We start from the raw sequence: 20545 nt of genomic DNA on the forward strand, positions 1-20545 counted from the left end.
CGTGTACGGTAAAAATGTTTCATGTTCATTTCCTTTCTGAAATCAAATAGAACCGGTCAAAACCGCCGCGTCCGTTCGATACGCAGGTGATAAGCGTGAGCAAATCCCTGCCCTCGGTGATGTAGCAGTCTGCCGATTCATCCTTTTTATGGATTTGTTTATCAATGACCTTATAGGTCAGCGTATTCCAATAGTTCTCGACGGTGATCTCGTCGCCGATGCTCAGATTTGGAATGTAGTCAAAGAAGATTCTGCCGATGTAACCCGAATGTCCTGACAGCACACAGTTGGTGCTATTGCCGCCTACGGGCAGCGATGTACAGGTCATGTGCGCGGCGCCCGATGCCATATTGAAGTCATTGCCGCCGAGATAGATGGGAAGCTCCATGCCTATTGACGGAGCGGAAATATATCCGTAAACGCCGTTTGTAATTCCGTAGCTGCTGAGATTCAAAGCGGGAGATTGGTAGGACTGTTCATTTGTAAGCAGTTCGTGTTGGTGTTTTTTCAGATTCTCGTTGTACGCTATACTATCGGAAAAGAGGCGGTCAAAATCAATCTTCGGGACGTTGTCTGAGCTATTTCTGCTTTCAGGGTTGAGTCCTTTTTCTTCCACCTGCAGAATGCAAAGGCTTTCGGCTTCAGAGTTCTCTCTTTGGGTGCTCTCCTCGGACGATTCTTTCTTTTCCGTTGGTTCATCATAAGTCGACTTGCTTTTCAAAGCCTTGAAATCCTCGACGGTGGTATGGGCTATCTGCTCACCGACACGGTTGGATATTCTCGGGACGATCAGCATCGCCAAGCCTGCTGCCAGAAGAATTACTGCAATCGCCGTGAATAGTTTTCGTTTCATGTTTTTGGATCGTCTGTGAACTGTATTGCTCCCAACCCGTATTTTCGGATTGCCATCGCGTTACAGATGAGCGCGAAGGTTTTTGCGTTGATCAGCTTATTGTCGGCAAGATCGTTAATGGTGATGTGCTTGGTACCGAGATACAAATCCTTCGCCGCACAGTAAATGGGATAGGAATACTCAGAGCAGTTCTTTGGCCGCAGCTTGCCGAAGCTGATGCCGTGGTTCTCGACATATCGCCGTGCCTGATTCCATAGTCGGAAATCTGCTGTCAGCAAATAAAGCGCCGCGACCAACGCAAAGTTCTTTCTGTCATACTGACCGATCCGGTCGAGTGCTGCGTTAAAACTCAGTCTGTGCTGTTCGTTCAAGAATGTCATGGGGATGACCTCGCTTTCCTTTATGTATTTTCTCAGCCTGCGGTTAAAACCGCTGTGTTTGATTTCTGACATCGTTTCCTGCATGACCTCTTTGAGTGAGGCGACGCCGACGGCGATCCGTTCCTCTAAGCAGACGCATCGTGGAACCTTGCAGCCTCTCAGTTTGCCGCCATAGTGTTCGCATAATCGGCAGTCACACATCTTTGCTGTGTACTCAAATTTCCCTGTCACTACGATTCCCGACCCTCTCGGATAAAAGTTTGGTACACCCTTCATCATCCATTCGATGCTGCGGTCGTACCGGTTTTCTGTAAAATACATTGATTATCAACTCCTTTAGGTTTTTAAGAAATAAAAAAAGAGCCAACCGCTTATTTCTAAACGATTGGCTCTGAAAAAGAAAAACGCAGACATTTTACTTATCTGTCTGCGTAATGTGTGTGGGTTATTCAGTTGTATTACGGAAGTTCAGTTCCTGCCAGAATGGGAAAACGGTGGTTTTACATCCATATTTCGTGACAAAAAAATCCACGCCCTTGAGACGTGAAAAACCCCGATAGAATCGGGGTTTTTCGGGGATATATCTTTTTTGCATATCCTTTATGGTGGAGATGGCGGGAATCGAACCCGCGTCCGAAAAGTACTTGCCCTGACTTTCTCCGAGCGCAGTCGGTGTTTTAAATCTCCCTTACCGTGCCGCCCATCGACAGGCTACACGGCTCGGCAGCTCCTGATGTGTGACGGGACACGGAGCGCTTTCCCGTTCACATTTACCTCTGTTCGACGCCCCTTGCGCAGCCGAGGTGCTCCGCGCAGGAACGAGCAGCTTACGCTGCTAAAGCAACTGTATTTTTGTCAGTTATTTTTAGTTTGCGGATTATATGGCGGTTCCGCACCGCCGCTCGCTTATCAGGGTTCGCGCTCCCCGTCGAAGCCTTTACATCCCCATATATTGCGAAGCTGTCCGCTTCGCAGTTATTTGATTTTTATCCTCTTCCCTGTTCCTTCATGGCTCGCTCAATGTCGCGCTTGGCAGTGCGCTTTGCCATATCCTCGCGCTTGTCATAGAGCTTTTTGCCGCGGCACAGACCTACCTGCATCTTTACCCTGCTGCCCTTGAAATAAAGGCTAATCGGTATCAGCGAATAGCCCGTCTGCTTGACGGTGCCGTAGAGCCTTGCGATTTCCTTTTTGTGCATGAGCAGCTTGCGCACGCGCATAGGGTCGCGGTTGAAGATATTGCCGTGCTCATACGGCGAGATGTGCATTCCGTTGACGAAAATCTCGCCCTCGACAATTGAGCACCAGCTGTCCTTGAGGTTGACCCTGCCGCTGCGAATGGACTTAACCTCCGTTCCGCACAGCTCGATGCCCGCCTCAAAGCTCTCCTCGATAAAGTAATCGTGGTGCGCTTTTTTGTTGTTGGCTATGGTTTTGAGTTCGCTCATATCTCGTTCCTGCCTTCCAGAGCCTTGGCGAGGGTGTACTCGTCGGCGTACTCCAGGTCGCCGCCCACGGGTATTCCGTACGCAAGACGCGTTACCTTTATCCCCATCGGCTTGAGCAGTCCCGACAAATACAGCGCCGTAGCGTCACCCTCAACGGTCGGATTTGTCGCCATAATAACCTCCGCAACGCCGCCCTGAGCGATTCTCGCGAGCAGCTCCTTGACCGTCAGCTCCTCGGGGCTGATTCCGTTTAGCGGAGAGATCGAGCCGTGAAGCACATGGTATGTGCCGCTGTACTCGCGCGTATTCTCCACAGCCGTAACGTCGCGCGGAGTTTCGACAACGCAGATCACGCTGTGGTCGCGTGTTTCTGACGCGCAGATCGGACAGAGCTCCTTGTCGGTGAGATTGCAGCAGCGGCTGCAGTAGTGGATCTTGGTGTGGGCGTCCATTACCGCCGCGGCGAGCTGTTCTGCTTCTGTTTTTGACAGATTCAGTACATAATATGCAAGGCGCTGTGCGGTTTTATGACCGATGCCGGGCATTTTTTCAAACTGCTCCACCAGATTCTCCAGCGGAGCGACGTTGTACTGAGCCATATCAGAACATTCCCGGGATATTCAGACCGCCCGAGATGGACTCCATTCTTTCTTCTTTTTCCTTGGCGGCGCTTCTGAGCGCTTCGTTTGCGGCAGCCATAACGAGGTCTGCGAGCATCTCAACGTCCTCGGGATCAACGACCTCGGGGCTGATCTCGACCTTTGTAAGCTCCATCTTGCCTGTTACTGCCACCTTTACGGCGCCGCCGCCCGCGGCAGCCTCATATTCCTTGGCTTCGAGCTCAGCGGATACCGCTTCCATATCGTCCTGGAGCTTCTGCGCCTGGCGCGCGAGCTGCTGGATATTGTTGGCTCCACCGCCGCCGTAGCCCTTGGGTAATCTTGCTTTCATATTCTGTACTTCCTTTCAGTTTATGTTAATTGTTATTCTTCAGTGTATTTGATTCCGCTCTCGGCGAGCTTGTTTTTGAACTGCTGCAAGGGGTCTGCAGCCTCCTGCTTTTTTTCCTCAATGCGATACGGCCCGAGTCTGTACTGTCTGCCCGTGTGCGCAACGAGCGCTTCGCGTATCGCGCGGCGTTTTTCGGGCTTCTTGAGCATTTCAAACGCGAGGTCGCTCTCCGCCTTGATCAGCAGGTAGTTTCCGTTTACGAACGCTTCCGACCCTGAGAGTGACGCGGCTATGGTTGCCGAGGTTCCTCTGAAGCTCTCGACGAGCTCAGACCAGTTCGGGAAGGGCTTTGCTTCGCGGCTCAGCCTCACGATGTCAACCTCACCCTGCTTCTGCTTTGGCGCAGCCTTTTGCGCGGACTTTGGTTCGGGTTTAGGTTCGGGTTTAGGTTCAGCCGTCTGTACCTTCTCTTCTGACTTTTCTTCGGAAATCACCGCGTCCTGTTTCTGCGGTTCGGCTTCCTTGACTGTTTCCTCGGCCTTGACCTTTTCGCCGTCAGTCAATGGCATCGGCGCGGGTTGTGCCGACGAAACGTAGGCGATGCCCTTTCTGACCGCCTGCTCGAGCGCGGTGATCCTAGCGGCAATCGACTCGTTTGTCACGTCGAGCTCGGGTGAACAGAGCTTTACAACCGCCATCTCAAGCTCGGTTCTGTCGCCCGTCCCCTTGCCCATTCGCTGGTAGGCGCGTGAGAGCACGTCCATATAGAACACGATGTCCGCAAGCGAGAGGTAATCAGCCTGAGCGACGCTCTGCTCGAACTCGCTGTCTGTAAAGACGACGATATCGCGCGGATTTGAAACGGACTTGATCAGCATCAGCGCGCGGAAATGCGCAATCAGCTCGTCACAGAGCAAAGGCATATCCTTCGCCTCGCCGTACAGCCTGTCGATGATACCGAGCGCCTTCGCGGTGTTCTTGTTGATCACACAGGCAGCAAGCTCGTAGAGATAGCCCTTATCGGCAAGTCCCGCTGCGGTACGTACGACCTCGGAACTGACCTCGCGGCTGATTGCTATGCAGCGGTCGAGCAGCGACAAAGCGTCACGCATCGCGCCGTCGGACACAGATGCGATGAGCATTGCGGCAGCGTCGTCGAGGGTGATATCCTCATGATTGGCGACATAGAGCAGCCTGTCGGCGATATCACGCGGCGGAATGCGGTGAAAATCGAACCGCTGGCAGCGCGACTGGATCGTCAGCATGATCTTGTGAACCTCGGTTGTCGCGAGGATAAAGATCACGTGGCTCGGCGGCTCCTCGAGGATCTTAAGCAGCGCGTTGAAGGACTCCGCGGTGAGCATATGTACCTCATCGACGATGTAGACCTTGAAGCGGCACTTGTAGGGAGTGCCCTGAACCTCGTCGATGATCCCGCGTATGTCGTCGATTTTGCGGTTTGACGCGGCGTCCATCTCGAACACGTCAATAGATGTGCCGTTATCGATCTCGCGGCAGATCTCGCACTCGCCGCAGGGACTTCCGTCCTTGGGGTTGAGGCAGTTGACCGCCTTGGCGAGAATCTTGGCGCAGGTGGTTTTGCCCGTACCGCGCGAACCCGTGAACAGGTAGGCGTGGCTGATACGGTCGTTTTTCAGTTCATTCCTCAGGGTCGTGGTGATGTGCTCCTGACCCGCGACGTCGTCAAAGGTCTTGGGGCGCCACTTTCTGTACAATGCCTGATACACGCAATCACCTCCGCTGAATAGAAAAAGCAAGCCGTCTGCCGAATGATGACGGCGGCGTGCAAATAAGAGAACGACAGACTTACTGTATCGCATCGGAAACACTGCTTAATGCTGCTCGGTTCCCCGCCTGACATGGTTCACAGGCCCCAATCGCACAGGGCCTGCCGCTCACTTATTTGCACGCGTTGACTGCTTGCGTCTTTCGCTATTATAACATAGTTAATTCTGAAAATCAAGTATTTTTATATAATATAGTTGAGTGGTATTACGCTACATTTTTCTTTTTGCCGATGCTTTCAATCTTTTTGTCGAGCTTCGTCTTTTTGAAGATAAAGATCACAATAAGCGCGGCGATGGTTCCTATCGCCATGCCTGCGAGAACGTCCGTCGGAAAGTGCACGTAGTTATATAACCTCGAGAACGCTATCAGCGCCGCGAGAACGTATGCCGAAATGCCGAACGCGCGTCTTTCCCTGACAGCAATAATCAGCGCCGACGAAAACGCCGCGATTGTGTGTCCAGACGGAAAGCTGTAGCCCGACGGTGCTACGATATTGAGCGTAACGTCAGTGTTGACCACAAACGGGCGCGGACGGCATACGATAAATTTCAGTCCGTATTCGCCCATAATAAGCCCGAGCAAAAGTGCCGCGAGCACCATTACGCCCGTAACGCGCGTCTTGCGGAAAAAGAGCATTATAAGTCCGATTATAATCCATATCGCGCCCTTGTCGCCGCTGTAGCTGAGCACAAGCATTACGGGGTCGAGAATGAAGTTTTTGATTGCCGCCTGGATAAAATCCAGAATTGCAAAGTCTATAGAGGTGATCAATTCCATGGGTCTGTCTCCTTATTTCTCAAAGCGCGAGAGTTTCGCGTACAGAATCTCGTCGGCGATCGCCTCGACCTCAACACCCTCGGCGGTATATTCCTCAGAGATCAAGGTTCCCTTGTCGCGGATTTCGCTGACAATACCCGCGTCTGCAAACGGAATGAGCAGACTTACGCGCTTCATACGGACGGGCAGGTTATTTTCGATCGCGTTGAGCAGCCTGTCGATGCCCTCGCCTGTCCTTGCGCTTATCTTGACACAGTTTTCGAACTCGAGCGGCATAACGCTGTCGTCGAGCAGGTCGCACTTGTTGAGCACGGTGATGATCGGTCTGTCCTGAGCACCGAGAGATTCGAGCAGGTCGTTTGTCACGCTGAGATGAACCCTCGCCTCCTCGCTTGAGGCATCGCAGAGATTGATGATAATGTCCGACTGCGCGGCTTCCTCGAGCGTTGAGCGGAACGCCTCAACAAGATGGTGCGGCAGTCTGCGGACAAGACCTACGGTGTCGATAAGCATGACCGAAACTCCGCTCGGCAGCTTCAAGGCGCGCGAGGTCGGGTCAAGAGTCGCGAACAGCTTGTCCTGCGCGAGCACGCCCGCGTCGGTGAGAGTATTCATCAGCGTAGACTTGCCGGCGTTTGTGTAGCCAACGATCGCACAGGTGATTACGCCGTCCTTTTCGCGGCGGCGGCGCAGCATATGGCGGTGCTTTTCAACCTCGGCGAGCTCTTCCTTCAATGTCTCCATGCGGCGGCGGATATGACGGCGGTCTGTTTCGATCTTAGTTTCACCGGGGCCGCGCGTGCCGATACCGCCTCCGAGACGCGACATCTCGATACCCTTACCCGTCAGGCGCGGCAGCAGATACTTGAGCTGCGCGAGCTCAACCTGCAGCTTGCCCTCCTTTGAGCGGGCGCGCTGCGCGAAGATGTCGAGAATCAGCGTGGTGCGGTCGATCACACGCACGTCAGTGAAGTTTTCTATGTTTTTTATCTGGGTCGGGCTCAGCTCGCTGTCAACAACGATCAGATCGAGCTCCTGAGCCTCGCAGAGCTCCTTTATCTCCTGCAGCTTGCCCGAGCCAACAAAGGTCGCGCTCTCGGGTCGCTGCAGCTTCTGGGTCAGGGTGAACTCAGGCTCGGCGCCCGCGCTCTTTACAAGCTCCTCGAGCTCAGAAAGAGACGCTTCCGCGTCAAAGTCGCCCGTATCGACGCTGACGAGCAGCGCGCGGGTGATTTTTTCTTCGTTTTCAATCATAGCCATAAGATTTTATTTCCTTCAGAATTTAAAATTATTATTTACTATTTACTTATAAAGTAGTATAATATAAATTTGGAAGAATGTAAATAATTTTTTTGAGGTAACCATATGGATAAACGATACGACGCGGTGATAGTCGGCACAGGTGCGGCAGGTCTTTATGCCGCGCTGAACTTTCCCGAGAGCGTCAGCGTGCTCCTGATTTCAAAGCGCGAACTGCCGCTGTCCAACTCCTCCCTCGCTCAGGGCGGCGTTGCATGTGTGCTCGACACCGTACATGACAACTACAAGCTGCATATCAACGATACCCTCGTCGCAGGCAAGTACAAAAACACCCTTTCGGCGGTCGAAAAGCTCGTCAAAGAAGGTCCTGCGGACGTGCTGCGTACAAAGGATCTCGGCGTTGACTACGACCTCAACCCCGACGGCACCATGTGCAAGACTCTCGAGGCAGGTCACAGCCGCCACCGCATTGTCCACCACAAGGACTCCACCGGCAAGGCGATAGTCGACGCGCTGATTGAACAGGTCAGAAAACTGCCAAACGTCGATATTCTCGAGAACGCCCTGCTCTACTCCATGCACAAGACGCTCGGCGGCTTCTATCTGAGCGTACTGAAGGACGGTAAGAGCCTGTACTACGGCTGCAACTACTGCCTGCTCGCGACAGGCGGCATCGGCAGGGTATATCAATACACCACAAACTCCGCTATCGCAACGGGCGACGGAATCGCGTTCGCGTACATGCTCGGCGCGAAAATCCGTAACCTCTCGCGCGTTCAGTTCCACCCCACAGCGTTTGCCGCAGAGGCTAACCGCGAGCGCTTTCTGATTTCGGAGGCGGTCAGAGGTGAAGGCGCTGTTCTGCTCAACTGCAACGGCGAGCGCTTCGCCCACAACTACGACAAGCGCGGCGAGCTTGCTCCGCGCGACGTTGTGTCGAACGCTATCGCGCGCGAGGCTCTGAGAACCAACAGCGAGAAGTTCTATCTAGACATCACCCACAAGCCCGCGGACTTCATAAAGAGCCGCTTCCCGATGATTTACGCAAAGTGTCTTGAAGAGGGAATCGACATCACCAAGGAATGGATACCCGTCTATCCCTGTCAGCACTACCTGATGGGCGGTATCGACGTAAATCTGCACTCCGAAACCTCTATCGACGGACTGTACGCGGCAGGAGAATGCGCTCACACGGGCGTTCACGGCGCGAACAGACTCGCGAGCAACTCTCTGCTCGAGGCTCTCGTGTATTCGAGAACCGCCGCCGAGGATATTACGCGCAAGCTACAGAAGTACGGAAGAAAACCCCTCGGTCTGGAGCCTGCCCACCGCCCGATCACAGGCAAAAAAATGCCGTCGGGCTTCCGCTCGCAGATACGCGCGATTTTGCAGGATACATACTTCGTTCTCCCTAAGCCCGAAAAGTACGACGAGAGCTACAAAAAGGTTGAGGAGATAATTAAACAGCTGTTCAGCGAGAGCTATGAAATTTCGTCCGACCTCGTTGAAGCCAAGAGCATCGCAATTGTTGCGAGCATAATTCTGGACGAAGTTCGGGAGGGTCAATCATGATTAACAGCATCTACGTGGACAACATCATCAAAACCGCGCTGCTCGAGGATATCAACTACCTCGACGTCACCACCGACTATCTCATCGACGAGGAACAGGAAAACACCGCGCGCTTTCTCGCGAAGGACGACGGTATCCTCTGCGGTATCGATATCGCGCTGAGAGTATTCAAAATTTTACAGCCCGAGGGCTTTGAGGCGACCGTCTACAAGAAGGACGGCGACGAGCTGCAGAAGGGCGATATCATCGCCGAGATCAAGGGCAAGACGCGCACTATCCTCAAGGGCGAACGCACCGCGCTCAACCTTATCCAGCACATGAGCGGCGTCGCCACCGCGACAAACAAGGCGGTAAAAATCATCAAGGGCACAAACGCGTCCATAGCCGATACCAGAAAGACCCTGCCCGGTCTGCGTCCGCTCCAGAAGTACGCTGTAACCGTCGGCGGCGGAAGGAACCACCGCTACAACCTCTCCGACGCGGCTATGCTAAAGGACAACCACGTTGACGCGGGCGGCGGCATCAAAAACGCCGTCGCAAAGCTCAAGGAGAAGCTCGGCCACATGACCAAGGTTGAGCTCGAGGTGCGCAACCTTGACGAGCTCGGTCAGGCGCTTGAGGCAGGAGTCGACGTTATCATGCTCGACAACATGACCTGCGAAATGATGCGCGACGCGGTTCAGATCACAGGCGGCAAGGCGCTGCTCGAGGCGAGCGGCAACGTCACCGAGGACAGACTGAGAGAAATTGCCGAGACAGGCGTGGATATTATCTCTATGGGAGCTATCACCCACTCCGTCAAGGCGTTCGATATATCACTGAAAATTGCAGACTGATACAGGAGGAATAATTGTATGATCAAAGTAGGTATTTTGGGCTACGGCAACCTCGGCAGAGGCGTTGAGGCTGCCGTCAAGAAAAACGACGATATGGAGCTTGTGGCTGTTTACACCCGCCGCGACCCCTCAACACTTACCATCAAAACCCCGACAGCGGCGGTAAAGAGCACCGCAGACCTCGACACAGGCAAGGAAGAGCTTGACATTCTCGTTATCTGCGGCGGTTCAGCGACCGACCTGCCCGAGATGACCCCCAAGTACGCGGCTATGTATAACGTTATCGACAGCTTTGACACCCACGCAAGGGTTCCCGAGCACTTCGCAAACGTCGACAAGGCAGCGAAGTCCGCACGCAAGGTAGGTATCATCTCCTGCGGCTGGGATCCCGGTATGTTCTCGCTCAACAGAGTATACGCCGGCGCGGTTCTGCCCGACGGTCAGGCGTACACCTTCTGGGGCAAGGGCGTGAGCCAGGGTCACTCCGACGCTGTCAGAAGAATCGACGGCGTGCTCGACGCGCGTCAGTACACGATTCCCGTTCCCGAGGCTCTCGAGCGCGTCAGAAGCGGCGAGAATCCCGATCTGAGCACCCGCGAAAAGCACCTCAGAGAGTGCTTCGTCGTTGCCGAGGAGGGCGCTGATCTGGCTCGCATCGAAAACGAGATCAAGACCATGCCCAACTACTTCGCCGACTACGACACAACCGTTCACTTCATCGACGCAGAGGAGATGAAGGCAAACCACAGCGGTCTGCCCCACGGCGGCTCCGTGATCTACTCGGGCACCACCTCAGACGGCACAAAGCACGTCATTGAGTACAGCCTCAACCTCGACTCAAACCCCGAATTCACAGGCTCGGTGCTTGTCGCGTTCGCGAGAGCGGCGGTAAGACTGAACGCAGAAGGCGCAAGCGGCGCAAAGACCGTATTCGACATCGCGCCCGCATATCTCTGCAGGGAATCGGGCGAGGAACTCAGAGCTCATTTGCTGTAATTTTACCCAATTTTCATCTTGACTAACCTATTGGTTTCGTGTATAATTAGGCTAACATGATGAAAGGAGTTTTGAACATGAAATATATGTGCGAGCCCTGCGGCTACATCTATGATCCCGCAGAGGGCGATCCCGACGGCGGTATCGCTCCCGGCACCGCGTTTGAGGATATCCCGGACGATTGGTGCTGCCCCGTTTGCGGCGTAGGCAAAGAGGATTTCGTTCCCTACGAAGACTAGTCAAAAAGCGCTTCCTCGGCGGAAGCGCTTTTTTCCGTTATTTTGTGCGGCGGTCAACCCCGTCCCTGAGTCTCTCGACGGCTCTGACAAGAAAATCAGGCAGAGGTGTTCCCAATCTCCCGAGGTTCTCGAGAATCGAGAGCAGCTCGTTGATTATCAGCCAGACCGAGATCATCATGCCGAAGCAGTAGTTGACCGAAATGTCCACCCCGACGTGCACGAGCGCCGAGGAGATCAGATAATCGACAACCATTCCGACCGCGACGAGCGCGAGGTAGGCGACCTTCTTGACGATCCCCTTGACGCCGACGCGGCTGCTGAGCAGCTTGCACGACCATGCCGCCGCGATTCCCGTGGCGTAGTCGATTATCATTACCGCCGCCAGCACGCACAGCGGCACGAGCAGAATTCCCGCGTATGCCGCCAGAGCGCCTATCGCCGCCGCGAAAAGAGCGCGGAACATATTTTCCTTCATCATATCCCTCCTTTCACTTATCCCGGAAAATCAGCGTAAATTGCATAAATCTATGCAATTATCAAGAGCAAAAAGCGGCTGAAAATTATGTGACGATTTTCTGATACTACTTGTGAAAGAAAAATTTTTCTGTTATCATATTAGAAAACCATTACGGAGAAAACAATGGAAGTACAAGAAAGCATCTACGGCGCGCACCGTCCCGCGCTCGAAAAGGTTATGGACGGCATAATGAAGCACATCGGCGAGATCCGCGCCGAGATGGAGCAGAAGCTGAGCATGGATCCAGTTGAGCACTGCCTCTGCCGCATTAAATCCGAGGAAAGCATGCGCGAGAAATGCCGCCGCAACAATCTTCCCGAAACGGCAGAGTCCGCGCTGGAGGTTCTTACCGACGCGATCGGTCTGAGGATCGTTTGCGCGTTCGTCGACGACGTTTACACTATCCGCGACTATCTCAAGGCGTCGGACGAATACGAGGTAATAAAGGAAAAGGACTATATCCGCCGCGCAAAACCAAACGGCTACCGCAGCTACCACATGATCCTGCGCACAAAGGCGGGATACTTTGCCGAAATTCAGCTGCGGACGATCTCGATGGACACATGGGCAGCGCTTGAGCACCACCTAAAGTACAAAAAGTCCGTCGGCAGCCGCGCCGCTCTGATCGAAGAGGAGCTGAAACGCTGCGCCGACGAGCTCGCCTCGACCGACCTGTCGATGCAGACTATCCGCGATATGATTCTTGAAGCATAAGGAAGTGAAGATATGAAGATTTTGTTAGCGGAAGATACCGCTGATTTAAACAAGGTTATATGCGCCGTTCTGAACCACGAGGGATACGACGTCGACCCCGCCTTTGACGGCGAGGAAGCGATGGAGCGCATCAACACAGAGGGCTATGACTGCCTGATACTCGATATCATGATGCCTAAAAAGGACGGTATCGAGGTTCTGCGCGAGGTGCGCGAAAAGAATATCCTCACACCTGTGATCATGCTGACCGCGAAGGCAGAGATAGACGACAGAGTTGCTGGACTCGATGCGGGCGCGGACGACTACCTCACAAAGCCCTTCGCGATGAAGGAGCTGCTCGCGAGGGTGCGCGCGATGACCCGCCGCAAAACCGAATACACCAAAAACGACCTGAGCTTTAACGACGTCCATCTGCGCGCCCAGACCTTTGAGCTTGCCGCCGAAAACAGCGTGCGCCTTTCGGTCAAGGAGTTCGAGCTCATGCAGCTTCTGATGCTCCACAGGGAACACGCGGTTTCCGTCGATTACATAATGAACCAGATCTGGAGCCGCGAGCCCGACGTACAGCCTGACACGGTGTGGCTGTACATCTCATACCTAAAGCGCAAGCTGAAGGCTATCGCGTCCGAGACGGTCATCGAGGGCGACGAGACTCAGGGCTACATTCTGAAATAGAGGTGGTCACATGAATGAGCATGCAATAAAAAAGCTCAGGCGGAAGTTCATCACGATTTCTTTCATCTCGCTGTTCTCCGTCATGCTGATCATGGGCAGCATGATTTACTATGTAAACTACATCACATCTGTCCGCCAGATGGACAACGCGCTCAACTACCTCGTTGAAAAGGGCGGCGAGGTCGATTTTGACACTCCCGTCCGTCACTGGGACGGCGCGAGCTACGACAGCGCAAACTCTTCCGATGACAATTTCACAGAAATCTTCATGGAAACTCTCCGCGAGTTATTCAACACTAAGATCAACGAGGGTTCGGAGTCGATTTTCGGTATGCGTTACTTCGCGGTCGTCTTTCAGGACGAGGGTGACACAAACCCCATTACCGCTCACATCAACGAGATTGACGAGGACAGCGCCTTCGCCTATGCCGACGAAGCGCTCAAGCAAGGCAACGAATACGGCTGGATGGGCAACTACCGCTACAAGGTGGACAAAAGCGACGGTCAGACCGTCGTCGTGTTCCTGAACGTCGCCAATCAGATCGCCGACCAGCGGAGAATAGGATCAACCGTGCTGATACTGAGCATTTTCGGTTCGGCGCTGAGTTACCTGATTATCAGGATCTTCTCGAACCGCGCTATCCGTCCCGAAATCCGCAACGCCGAGAACCAGAAGAGGTTCATCACCAACGCAAGCCACGAGCTCAAAACTCCTCTCGCCGTTATCCGCGCGAACACGGAGCTTGAGATGATGATGCACGGCGAGGACGAGTGGAACGAGTCGACGATGAATCAGGTTGACCGTATGACGGGGCTTATCTCCAACCTCGTTCTCATAGCAAAGGCGGACGAGAAGGCAAACAAGGAAGGCAGAAGCGATGTTGACGTTTCTGATGCCGTGACAAAGGCAGCCGAAGCCTTCGCGCCTGTCGCAAAGCAGAACGGCAAGACACTCGCAATGGATATCCCCGGGGAAATCCATATGGTCGCGAGCGAATCCCAGATACAGCAGCTCGTCACGCTATTCGTCGACAACGCGATAAAATACTGCGACGACGACGGCGAGATCAAGGTAACCCTGCACCAGAAGGGCAAGGGCGTGAAGATCGCCGTTTCGAACAACTACGCCGAGGGCAAGGACGTGGACTACACACGCTTCCTCGACCGCTTCTACCGCGAGGATCAGTCGCACAATATCGACAAGGGCGGCTTCGGCATAGGACTGTCGATCGCGGACAGCATTGTCAGACAATACCGCGGCAAGCTCGACGTCAGCTATCAGGACGGCGTGATCGAGTTCAGTGCGGTTCTCAAGCCATAAAGCAAAAAGACACCCTAGGGTGTCTTTTTCTTTGTCTTATTTCAGCGTGAGCACGACCGAGAACTCGCCCGCGCCTACGCTCGCGTACTCCTTGCAGATTGCGGTCAGCTTTCCGTCCTTGCCGAGGTAGATCATCGCCTTGCCGAGGTTATCCTCAGAGAGCGTTTTTTCGAGATTTTCCTCGTAATTTTCGGGCTTCGCGTTCTTGTATTTCGAAACGTAGTCCTTCTCGAGCTCCTTTTTCAGAGCCTCCTGAACCTCTTCCGTGCTGAACTTCGCCGCCTTGGCAACGTCATCGCTGCCGAGAGATGAGCCTGTCTTTGCGTTGAAGTTATAGACGGAGTAGTCGACCGCGTGGGAGTAGTACACGCGCCTGATGACTACGCTCAGCACACCCTCGTTCTCGTACTTCTCGTAATCGAGGGAGTCGCAGGTCAGACCGATCCTCGCGGCACTCTCCTGCTCAGCCTTTTCGAAGTCGGGAGTATATTTGTCGGTGATCTCCTCATTCGCTTCCTCCGCGTCCTCGCTGTCGAGGTTGATTGAGGGAATGCGGTAGGACGCGCTGTAGCTGTTGCCGTTGTTGTCTGTGTATTCAAAGCTCTCCTCACGCGCGACGGAGACCTTGTTTTTATCCTTGGCGGCCTGGATCACGACCTCGGGAGCCGTGGTAGTTACGGGCTGCTCTCCGCTGCCGCAGGCGGAGAAAACCACGCAAAGCGCCGCTATCAGCGCTGTAATTCCGAATCTTTTCATAAAACACCAAACACTAATAATAATTTGCAATTAGTTATTATAGCACAGTTTTCTTTATTTATCAAGTTTTGGGTGACAAATAATAAAACGGCTCTGTTCACTGCGGCAACAGAGCCGTTCGGTTTTGATTAAGAATTGTCTTTCAGCCTGAAAAATATTACGTTGCTGACCATTTCATATAAAATGTACTTTCAAATAAAAGATATTATAAAGTCACTTTACAATGAGCGTAAATCCTGATTCGGCTGCGTTGAGCGGCGTATTCTCCTCGTCGAGCAATACGCACTGATAGGCAACCACCGCGTTGTATTCGCCCTTCTCGAGCGTTTGCGTGAGCGGAACCTCTGTCAGACCCTGCCCGGGCTTGAGCAGCTCAGATTCATAGAGCACGGTGCCGTCGTCGAGCTTGATGGCAGCGAACATTCCGACGGTGTTATCCTTGGGGTTGCCGATACTGATTTTGAGTGTCTTGTCGCCCGCGTTCATCTCAGCCGTGGAGTAGCCGGGGATCCGGGTGCCGCTCTTTTTCTGCTCGCCCTTGTCCTCAATGCCCGTGTCCCAGCCATCGGATATAACGCCGACAACGCCCTTGCTGTCATTTGTCTTTGGATTGAAAACTCCCGTCAGCACGAGAATTCCCGCTGTCGCCGCGGCAATCAGCACGACTGCCGCAACGATGATTATAATCAGCTTTTTCTTGTTATTTTGCTTTGTCAATCAGGTATTTCCTCCTTATGTAAGCTATGGCGCATACGGAAATCATCACGGTGTGCACAATCAGCGCAGGGAAGGCTTTATCTGTCTTGACTGCACCGTTTGAGTTGTTTGTTGTATTTCCGCTGTCCTTTGCCGCACTGTCCGGAACGGGCATCTTCACGCCGGAAATCATATTTCCAGACACCGTGCGGGACATGCCCTTCCGGATTATTCGCTCACGTCCATTTTGATAATTTTTTTATTATTAACCTCTATAAATATATATAAAATTGTGGTTCAGCACAAGTATCTTGGGACGAACGGTTATTTTTAGGGACGAATGGTAGTTGAATGGTTGGAAAAATATAGTATAATATTAAGTGCGGCTTTATGTTGCCGTAATATAATATAAATGAGGTATTATGAATGAAAAAGACAATCGCAATACTTGCAGCTTGCGTACTTGCTGCTTCCGTATTTGCCGGCTGCGGCGGTAACAACAATTCTTCTTCCGCTGCCGAGAGCACAACTGCTGCCGCTGAGGAAGCTACAACCGTTGCAGCTGCTGAAACCGAGAATGACGGCATCTCCGGCGAGTGGGTTACTTCAGCATTTGTAGACGCTGAGGGTACCGAGTATTCCGTAGCTGATTATGCTGCGCTCAACGGTGTTGAGGCAAGCACTCTCGAGATCACATACGCCTTCGACGGCAACGGCAAGGCTACCTGCACAGGTCTCGGCACAACTGTTGAGGGCACCTACACCGTCGACGGCACAACCGTAAAGACCGCTTTTGAGGGAAGCTCTCCCGAGTTTACTTATTCCGCTGAGAATGAGACCCTCTCCGTTACAGACGCGGCTACCGGCGTAACAACCGTTATGGCTAAGAACGCGTAAAATTTCAAATTCTTTTGGCGGCTGCCCTTGAGGCGGCCGCTTTATTTTTTTAAAATCTGTTGTATTTTCGGGCTGAGAGTGGTAAAATTTGTTTCAGAAACATATCACGGAGAGCAATAAAATATGAAGATTGCAATTGTCGACGACAAACTGACAGAGCAAAATAAGCTCAGCAGCTATATCACCTCATGGGCTTCCGAAAACAACCTCCCCGCGGAGATCTGCACCTACCAAAGCGGCGAGAGCTTTTCGCGGGCGATTCAAAGCACGAGCTTTGACATCGTATTTAGAGTTTACTGAAAAACTCTTTCACGAACGCGTAGTATAATCGTCGATAAACGACAACAGCGTAAGAACAAGCGCAATAATTCCTCCCTTAGTTTGCGGAAGGCGTTCATTGCGAGTATGGCGAATACAAGGTCGGTTTTGGCGCTGCCATCCAACTTGCTCATTACTCGGCTCATGCCGTATCTGGTTTTTAAGAGACCGTTCTTTCCCTCGACCCAATTCCGCTCGCAGGAATCACGGTACATTTGTTGTTTTTCAGCTTCCTTTTGCACCTCGTTTTTTCTGCCCAAAGCTTTGCCCGACAGGCGTATGCCGCGCAGCTTGCAATACAATTTATTGAATCTTGTCTGGTAGATCTGGTCAGCCAAAACCGCCTTTGGATAGACCCCAAATCTGCGTTTGTATTCCTTGACACACGCAATCAAATCTGTTGATTCGTTGAAATTATTCCACGAGGCCTGTTCCAGATAGACGTATCCATCCACGACCGAAAGGTGAACTTTTTGCCCGAATTCAGTGGGGTTTGGACGCTTTCCTCTGACGATTGGCCGCACATGCGGCTGCTCAAGGCTGACTATACGATCTTCGCATGATCTCTTTCCGTTCTCAAACATTTCTTTTTGCTGTGCATAAACCTTAGGGATAACTTTGAGCCGTCTTAACAGCCATGTAGGAAGGTAATCATCGGGACATTCAAACTGCGGTCTCAGCTCATTCAGTCTTTCCATTGCAAGCTCAACATAGCGCAGCTGTTCGGATATTGCTTTTCTGACCTTGTTTTTAGACCATTTCTTGTCTTTTGAGAGCTTCAAAAATGATTTGCGAGCCTTTTTCTTGCTGTACGGAAGCATATGACCCTTGTGCGGTACGAGCTCCCAATAGATGGATATGGCTTTTTCGAGATGCTCTCTCGATTTGTTGAGAAGGTCGATGTCAGTGGGGTATTTGATATTTGCCGGCGCGACCGTGGCGTCCATAATCAGATGTCCACTGTTGTTATTTGCGTCGTAATCAGATTCGTCAGGTTCCAACTCAATTGACGGAGTGCCGCTGCTGTTATCGTTATCATCCCCGTCGTTTTCAGATTCATTTCTGTCAACATTTCGGGAGTCTTCAGGCCATTTGCCGGTGCAGAGATACTCGTTCACATCGGCGACGAAATTGACAGGAAAACGCTTACGGAAGTGTACCATCATTGATGAGTCAAACAGCGGCTCAGGATCGAATTCTTTTAGCCCCAGAAAATACTGCATATACGGATTCTCTGCGATCGCCTGAACAGTCCGCTCATCCGTGATGTTCTCGGCAGATCGAATGAAGCACGCGCCGAATGCGATCCGCGAGGATATCGCCGGTCTGCCGTTTTTGAGATCGATATTTTTGAGATACTCTTCTTCGATTTTGTCCCAAGGCATTTTTCGGCTGAGCTTCACCCATCTGTTTTCGGACGAGAGCCTCTCCGCGAACGGAGCGTAAAAGCCTTCCATTGTCATTTGTGAACTGTTTTCGTTGATGTACATACCTCAACACCCCTCAGATTCGCTGTTTTTTTATAAAACGCCCCGATTTTGGGGTCATCCGCTATATGAGTATTATACCATATCTTGTGAAGGAATGATAGAGGATATTTGATATATTGTGGCTTTTTGCTGTCGGAGAGCTTTTTCAGCAGAGCCTATTTATGGACATCATCATGGAGGGCAAAAACGGTATCGAAACAGCGCGGTCGCTGCGTGAAGCCAACCTCTCTACCCTGCTGATTTTCATAACCTCGAGCAGGGAATTCATGGCGCAGGCGTTTCCCTGCCACGCCTTCGACTACGTGATCAAGCCATACACCGCCGACAGGATCTCTAAGGTACTCGACGACGCGGCAAGAGCGCTCGGCAAGCACATAGAGGTCATCGAAATCGGCGCGGACAAATTTGTGCTGTCGGATATCCTCTATGTGTTTTCCGACTCGAACTACTGCGAGATATTCACGATGAACGCGCAGACCAAGGTACGCATCTCGTTTACCGAGCTGTCGCGAAAGCTCGAGCAGCACCCGTCGTTCATGATCGTCGGAAGAGGAATCATCGTCAACTTTGAAAACACCTCGCACATCAGCGGCAACGACTGCGTGATGTCAAACGGAGAGAAAATACCCGTCAGCCGACGAAAATTACAGGAAACGGAGAGAGCGTTCTACGACTGGCAGTTCAAAAAAATGCTCTCAAAGGAATAGCGCAATGGTTAATCTGATTTTTTACTTTCTCGATTATCTGATAATTCTGCCCGCCGCGTTCATGTGCGTGCTGCCGGTGCTCAGCCACAGCAGGATAAAGCCTGCGATACTTCTGCCGTCAATGTCGGCAGGAACCGTGATTTTTTCGTTCATGCTCGCCTTTGTCCGCTACAAACTCGTGCCTAACCCAAACATCCCTCTGGCAGTCTTTCTCGTGTTCGCGCTGCTGTTCTTTTTCTTTACCTTCGATGTAAAAATATTCAAGCTGTGGTATATTTTCATCAGCGTGGTTTCTGTCATGTCGTTCGGCGGCCTCTCTACCTTCATCATTGACGCGATGCTCGACCATAGCATTGAGCTAATTATCGAGCTTGCGGTAAAATGGGGCGTTTCGCTGCTGTTCTTCCTTTTTGAGTTTCTCTATCTGACAAAGCTGCGCTGGCTTGTCGACAACGAGAATATCAGCACCGTCTGGCGGTTCATATGGCTGATACCGATGATCATCGCCGCGGCGAACATGCTGATGATTCCCGAGAACAACGCCAACGTGCGCGTCGGAAAGGTGTTTCAGCTGTATATCATTATCGAAATTCTGTTTGCGGCGTTTTACGTCATCTTTCTGATTATGCTCTACCGCATAGCAAAGGCGATAAACGACAAGGCAGAATCCGAGCACAACGCCCAGCTGCTCGGCTTGCAGGCAGCTCAGTACGACAACCTCAAGAAGTACCTCGACAGCACCTCAAGGCTCAGACACGACTTTGTATATATGGCAAAGACCGCCCAGACGCTCGCGGCGAACGGAGAGACCGAACAGCTTCGGCAGCTTCTCAGCGATTACGGCTCGAGCATCGACGCCACCTCCGCTCCCGCTTTCTACTGCGATAACAAGGCGCTCAACGCCATCACCGACTACTACGTCAACGACGCGCGCAGGAAGGGCATAAAGCTGACGGCAAAGCTCAACGTCGCCCGCGATATTGTGATTTCGGACTACGAGCTGTGCTCCATCGTCGGCAACGTGCTCGACAACGCCGTTGCCGCCGCCGAAAAGGCTGCAGAGCCGAACTCCGAGATACTCTTTGTCGCGGACACAAAGAAAAACGGCGATCTGTATATCGCGGTTTCTAACCCCTACAGCGGCGAAATAAAGGAGAAGGGCGGAAAATTCAGCTCCACAAAGGCAGGCGGACACGGCATCGGTCTTGAGTCGATCAGGGCTATCGTACAAAAAAACAACGGCTACTGCAATTTCAGATATGACAAAAAGAAATTTTACTCCGAAATTATGCTAAGACAGGGATAAAAACAAGAATCCGTCAGACAGGCGCGT

General features: G+C 52.4%; 24 protein-coding genes and 2 other RNA genes. 11 read left to right on the forward strand and 15 right to left on the reverse strand.

All coding sequences use genetic code 11. The features are described from left to right. Positions 1-25: 25 nt before the first annotated feature. From AB1I49_RS09590 to hflX, 10 genes are all read right to left on the reverse strand, one after another. Positions 26-853, reverse strand: a complete 828-nt coding sequence (locus tag AB1I49_RS09590; protein ID WP_407720851.1) for a class C sortase — start codon at positions 851-853, stop codon at positions 26-28. Next, positions 850-1554 (reverse strand): hypothetical protein, encoded by a 705-nt coding sequence (locus tag AB1I49_RS09595; protein WP_407720852.1) that lies wholly within the window; start codon positions 1552-1554, stop codon positions 850-852. Before AB1I49_RS09595 ends, AB1I49_RS09590 begins: the two co-directional genes overlap by 4 nt. 282 nt (positions 1555-1836) lie before the next feature. Next, positions 1837-2180: a transfer-messenger RNA gene (gene ssrA / locus AB1I49_RS09600) on the reverse strand. Between the two features lie 39 nt (positions 2181-2219). Next, a complete protein-coding gene (smpB, locus tag AB1I49_RS09605) occupies positions 2220-2681 on the reverse strand; it encodes an SsrA-binding protein SmpB (protein ID WP_186833998.1) in 462 nt (153 codons plus the stop codon). Next, entirely contained in the window at positions 2678-3280 is a 603-nt protein-coding gene (gene recR / locus AB1I49_RS09610) for a recombination mediator RecR (RefSeq protein ID WP_186833997.1), read from the reverse strand. Before recR ends, smpB begins: the two co-directional genes overlap by 4 nt. 1 nt (position 3281) lies before the next feature. Then, on the reverse strand, positions 3282-3632 hold the full coding sequence (locus AB1I49_RS09615) for a YbaB/EbfC family nucleoid-associated protein (RefSeq protein ID WP_186833996.1): 351 nt from the start codon (positions 3630-3632) through the stop codon (positions 3282-3284). Positions 3633-3664: 32 nt separating this feature from the next. Then, positions 3665-5380, reverse strand: coding sequence for a DNA polymerase III subunit gamma/tau (gene dnaX, locus AB1I49_RS09620; RefSeq protein WP_407720853.1), 1716 nt, complete (start codon positions 5378-5380; stop codon positions 3665-3667). 68 nt (positions 5381-5448) lie between these two features. After that, positions 5449-5547, reverse strand: an RNA gene (gene ffs / locus AB1I49_RS09625) — signal recognition particle sRNA small type. Positions 5548-5645: 98 nt separating this feature from the next. Then, positions 5646-6218, reverse strand: coding sequence for a phosphatase PAP2 family protein (locus tag AB1I49_RS09630; RefSeq protein ID WP_186833994.1), 573 nt, complete (start codon positions 6216-6218; stop codon positions 5646-5648). Between the two features lie 12 nt (positions 6219-6230). Next, positions 6231-7478, reverse strand: a complete 1248-nt coding sequence (gene hflX, locus AB1I49_RS09635; protein ID WP_186833993.1) for a GTPase HflX — start codon at positions 7476-7478, stop codon at positions 6231-6233. A 105-nt stretch (positions 7479-7583) separates the two neighbouring features. On the opposite strand from hflX, the gene AB1I49_RS09640 reads away from it, so the two are divergent. The 4 genes from AB1I49_RS09640 (at position 7584) to rd (ending at position 11121) form a co-directional block, all read left to right on the forward strand. Then, the gene (locus AB1I49_RS09640) at positions 7584-9050 is read left to right on the forward strand and encodes an L-aspartate oxidase (protein WP_186833992.1); all 1467 of its coding nucleotides are present in this window, start codon (positions 7584-7586) and stop codon (positions 9048-9050) included. Beyond that, positions 9047-9886 carry a carboxylating nicotinate-nucleotide diphosphorylase gene (gene nadC / locus AB1I49_RS09645; RefSeq protein WP_186833991.1) on the forward strand — a complete coding sequence of 280 codons (840 nt, stop codon included), beginning with the start codon at positions 9047-9049 and terminating at the stop codon, positions 9884-9886. The genes AB1I49_RS09640 and nadC overlap by 4 nt, the downstream gene beginning before the upstream one ends. An 18-nt stretch (positions 9887-9904) precedes the next feature. Next, positions 9905-10882, forward strand: coding sequence for a diaminopimelate dehydrogenase (locus AB1I49_RS09650; RefSeq protein WP_407720854.1), 978 nt, complete (start codon positions 9905-9907; stop codon positions 10880-10882). Between the two features lie 77 nt (positions 10883-10959). Continuing rightward, the gene (gene rd, locus AB1I49_RS09655) at positions 10960-11121 is read left to right on the forward strand and encodes a rubredoxin (protein ID WP_186833989.1); all 162 of its coding nucleotides are present in this window, start codon (positions 10960-10962) and stop codon (positions 11119-11121) included. A 37-nt stretch (positions 11122-11158) separates the two neighbouring features. Here the strand turns inward: rd and AB1I49_RS09660 are convergent, their stop codons facing one another. Further along, positions 11159-11599 carry a phage holin family protein gene (locus tag AB1I49_RS09660; RefSeq protein WP_407720855.1) on the reverse strand — a complete coding sequence of 147 codons (441 nt, stop codon included), beginning with the start codon at positions 11597-11599 and terminating at the stop codon, positions 11159-11161. A 162-nt stretch (positions 11600-11761) separates the two neighbouring features. On the opposite strand from AB1I49_RS09660, the gene AB1I49_RS09665 reads away from it, so the two are divergent. The 3 genes from AB1I49_RS09665 to AB1I49_RS09675 are packed head-to-tail and all read left to right on the forward strand — an operon-like array spanning position 11762 to position 14348. Further along, positions 11762-12352, forward strand: a complete 591-nt coding sequence (locus AB1I49_RS09665; RefSeq protein WP_186833987.1) for a GTP pyrophosphokinase — start codon at positions 11762-11764, stop codon at positions 12350-12352. A gap of 12 nt (positions 12353-12364) precedes the next feature. Then, positions 12365-13027 carry a response regulator transcription factor gene (locus AB1I49_RS09670; RefSeq protein ID WP_186833986.1) on the forward strand — a complete coding sequence of 221 codons (663 nt, stop codon included), beginning with the start codon at positions 12365-12367 and terminating at the stop codon, positions 13025-13027. Positions 13028-13037: 10 nt separating this feature from the next. Beyond that, on the forward strand, positions 13038-14348 hold the full coding sequence (locus AB1I49_RS09675; protein WP_316610394.1) for a sensor histidine kinase: 1311 nt from the start codon (positions 13038-13040) through the stop codon (positions 14346-14348). 36 nt (positions 14349-14384) lie between these two features. Here the strand turns inward: AB1I49_RS09675 and AB1I49_RS09680 are convergent, their stop codons facing one another. The 3 genes from AB1I49_RS09680 to AB1I49_RS09690 form a co-directional block, all read right to left on the reverse strand. After that, a complete protein-coding gene (locus AB1I49_RS09680; RefSeq protein ID WP_407720856.1) occupies positions 14385-15104 on the reverse strand; it encodes a hypothetical protein in 720 nt (239 codons plus the stop codon). Between the two features lie 213 nt (positions 15105-15317). After that, a complete protein-coding gene (locus AB1I49_RS09685) occupies positions 15318-15821 on the reverse strand; it encodes a hypothetical protein (RefSeq protein WP_186833983.1) in 504 nt (167 codons plus the stop codon). Continuing rightward, the gene (locus AB1I49_RS09690; protein ID WP_201427580.1) at positions 15805-15993 is read right to left on the reverse strand and encodes a hypothetical protein; all 189 of its coding nucleotides are present in this window, start codon (positions 15991-15993) and stop codon (positions 15805-15807) included. Before AB1I49_RS09690 ends, AB1I49_RS09685 begins: the two co-directional genes overlap by 17 nt. A 233-nt stretch (positions 15994-16226) precedes the next feature. Here AB1I49_RS09690 and AB1I49_RS09695 point away from each other — a divergent pair, with 233 nt between their 5' ends. Beyond that, positions 16227-16697, forward strand: coding sequence for a DUF5640 domain-containing protein (locus AB1I49_RS09695; RefSeq protein WP_201427579.1), 471 nt, complete (start codon positions 16227-16229; stop codon positions 16695-16697). Positions 16698-16820: 123 nt separating this feature from the next. Then, a complete protein-coding gene (locus AB1I49_RS09700; RefSeq protein WP_407720857.1) occupies positions 16821-16997 on the forward strand; it encodes a hypothetical protein in 177 nt (58 codons plus the stop codon). Here AB1I49_RS09700 and AB1I49_RS09705 read toward each other — a convergent pair. Then, positions 16991-18505, reverse strand: a complete 1515-nt coding sequence (locus AB1I49_RS09705) for an IS5 family transposase (RefSeq protein WP_407720858.1) — start codon at positions 18503-18505, stop codon at positions 16991-16993. The genes AB1I49_RS09700 and AB1I49_RS09705 overlap by 7 nt on opposite strands. Positions 18506-18666: 161 nt before the next feature. Here AB1I49_RS09705 and AB1I49_RS09710 point away from each other — a divergent pair, with 161 nt between their 5' ends. Together AB1I49_RS09710 and AB1I49_RS09715 are read left to right on the forward strand one after the other, a co-directional pair. Beyond that, positions 18667-19212 carry a LytR/AlgR family response regulator transcription factor gene (locus tag AB1I49_RS09710; RefSeq protein WP_407720859.1) on the forward strand — a complete coding sequence of 182 codons (546 nt, stop codon included), beginning with the start codon at positions 18667-18669 and terminating at the stop codon, positions 19210-19212. Positions 19213-19216: 4 nt separating this feature from the next. After that, complete coding sequence (locus AB1I49_RS09715) at positions 19217-20518, forward strand: ATP-binding protein (RefSeq protein WP_407720860.1); 1302 nt, start codon at positions 19217-19219, stop codon at positions 20516-20518. The last annotated feature ends 27 nt before the right edge of the window (positions 20519-20545 follow it).

Source organism: Ruminococcus sp. NATIVEDY160 (assembly GCF_045819885.1).
Taxonomy (GTDB): domain Bacteria; phylum Bacillota; class Clostridia; order Oscillospirales; family Acutalibacteraceae; genus Ruminococcoides.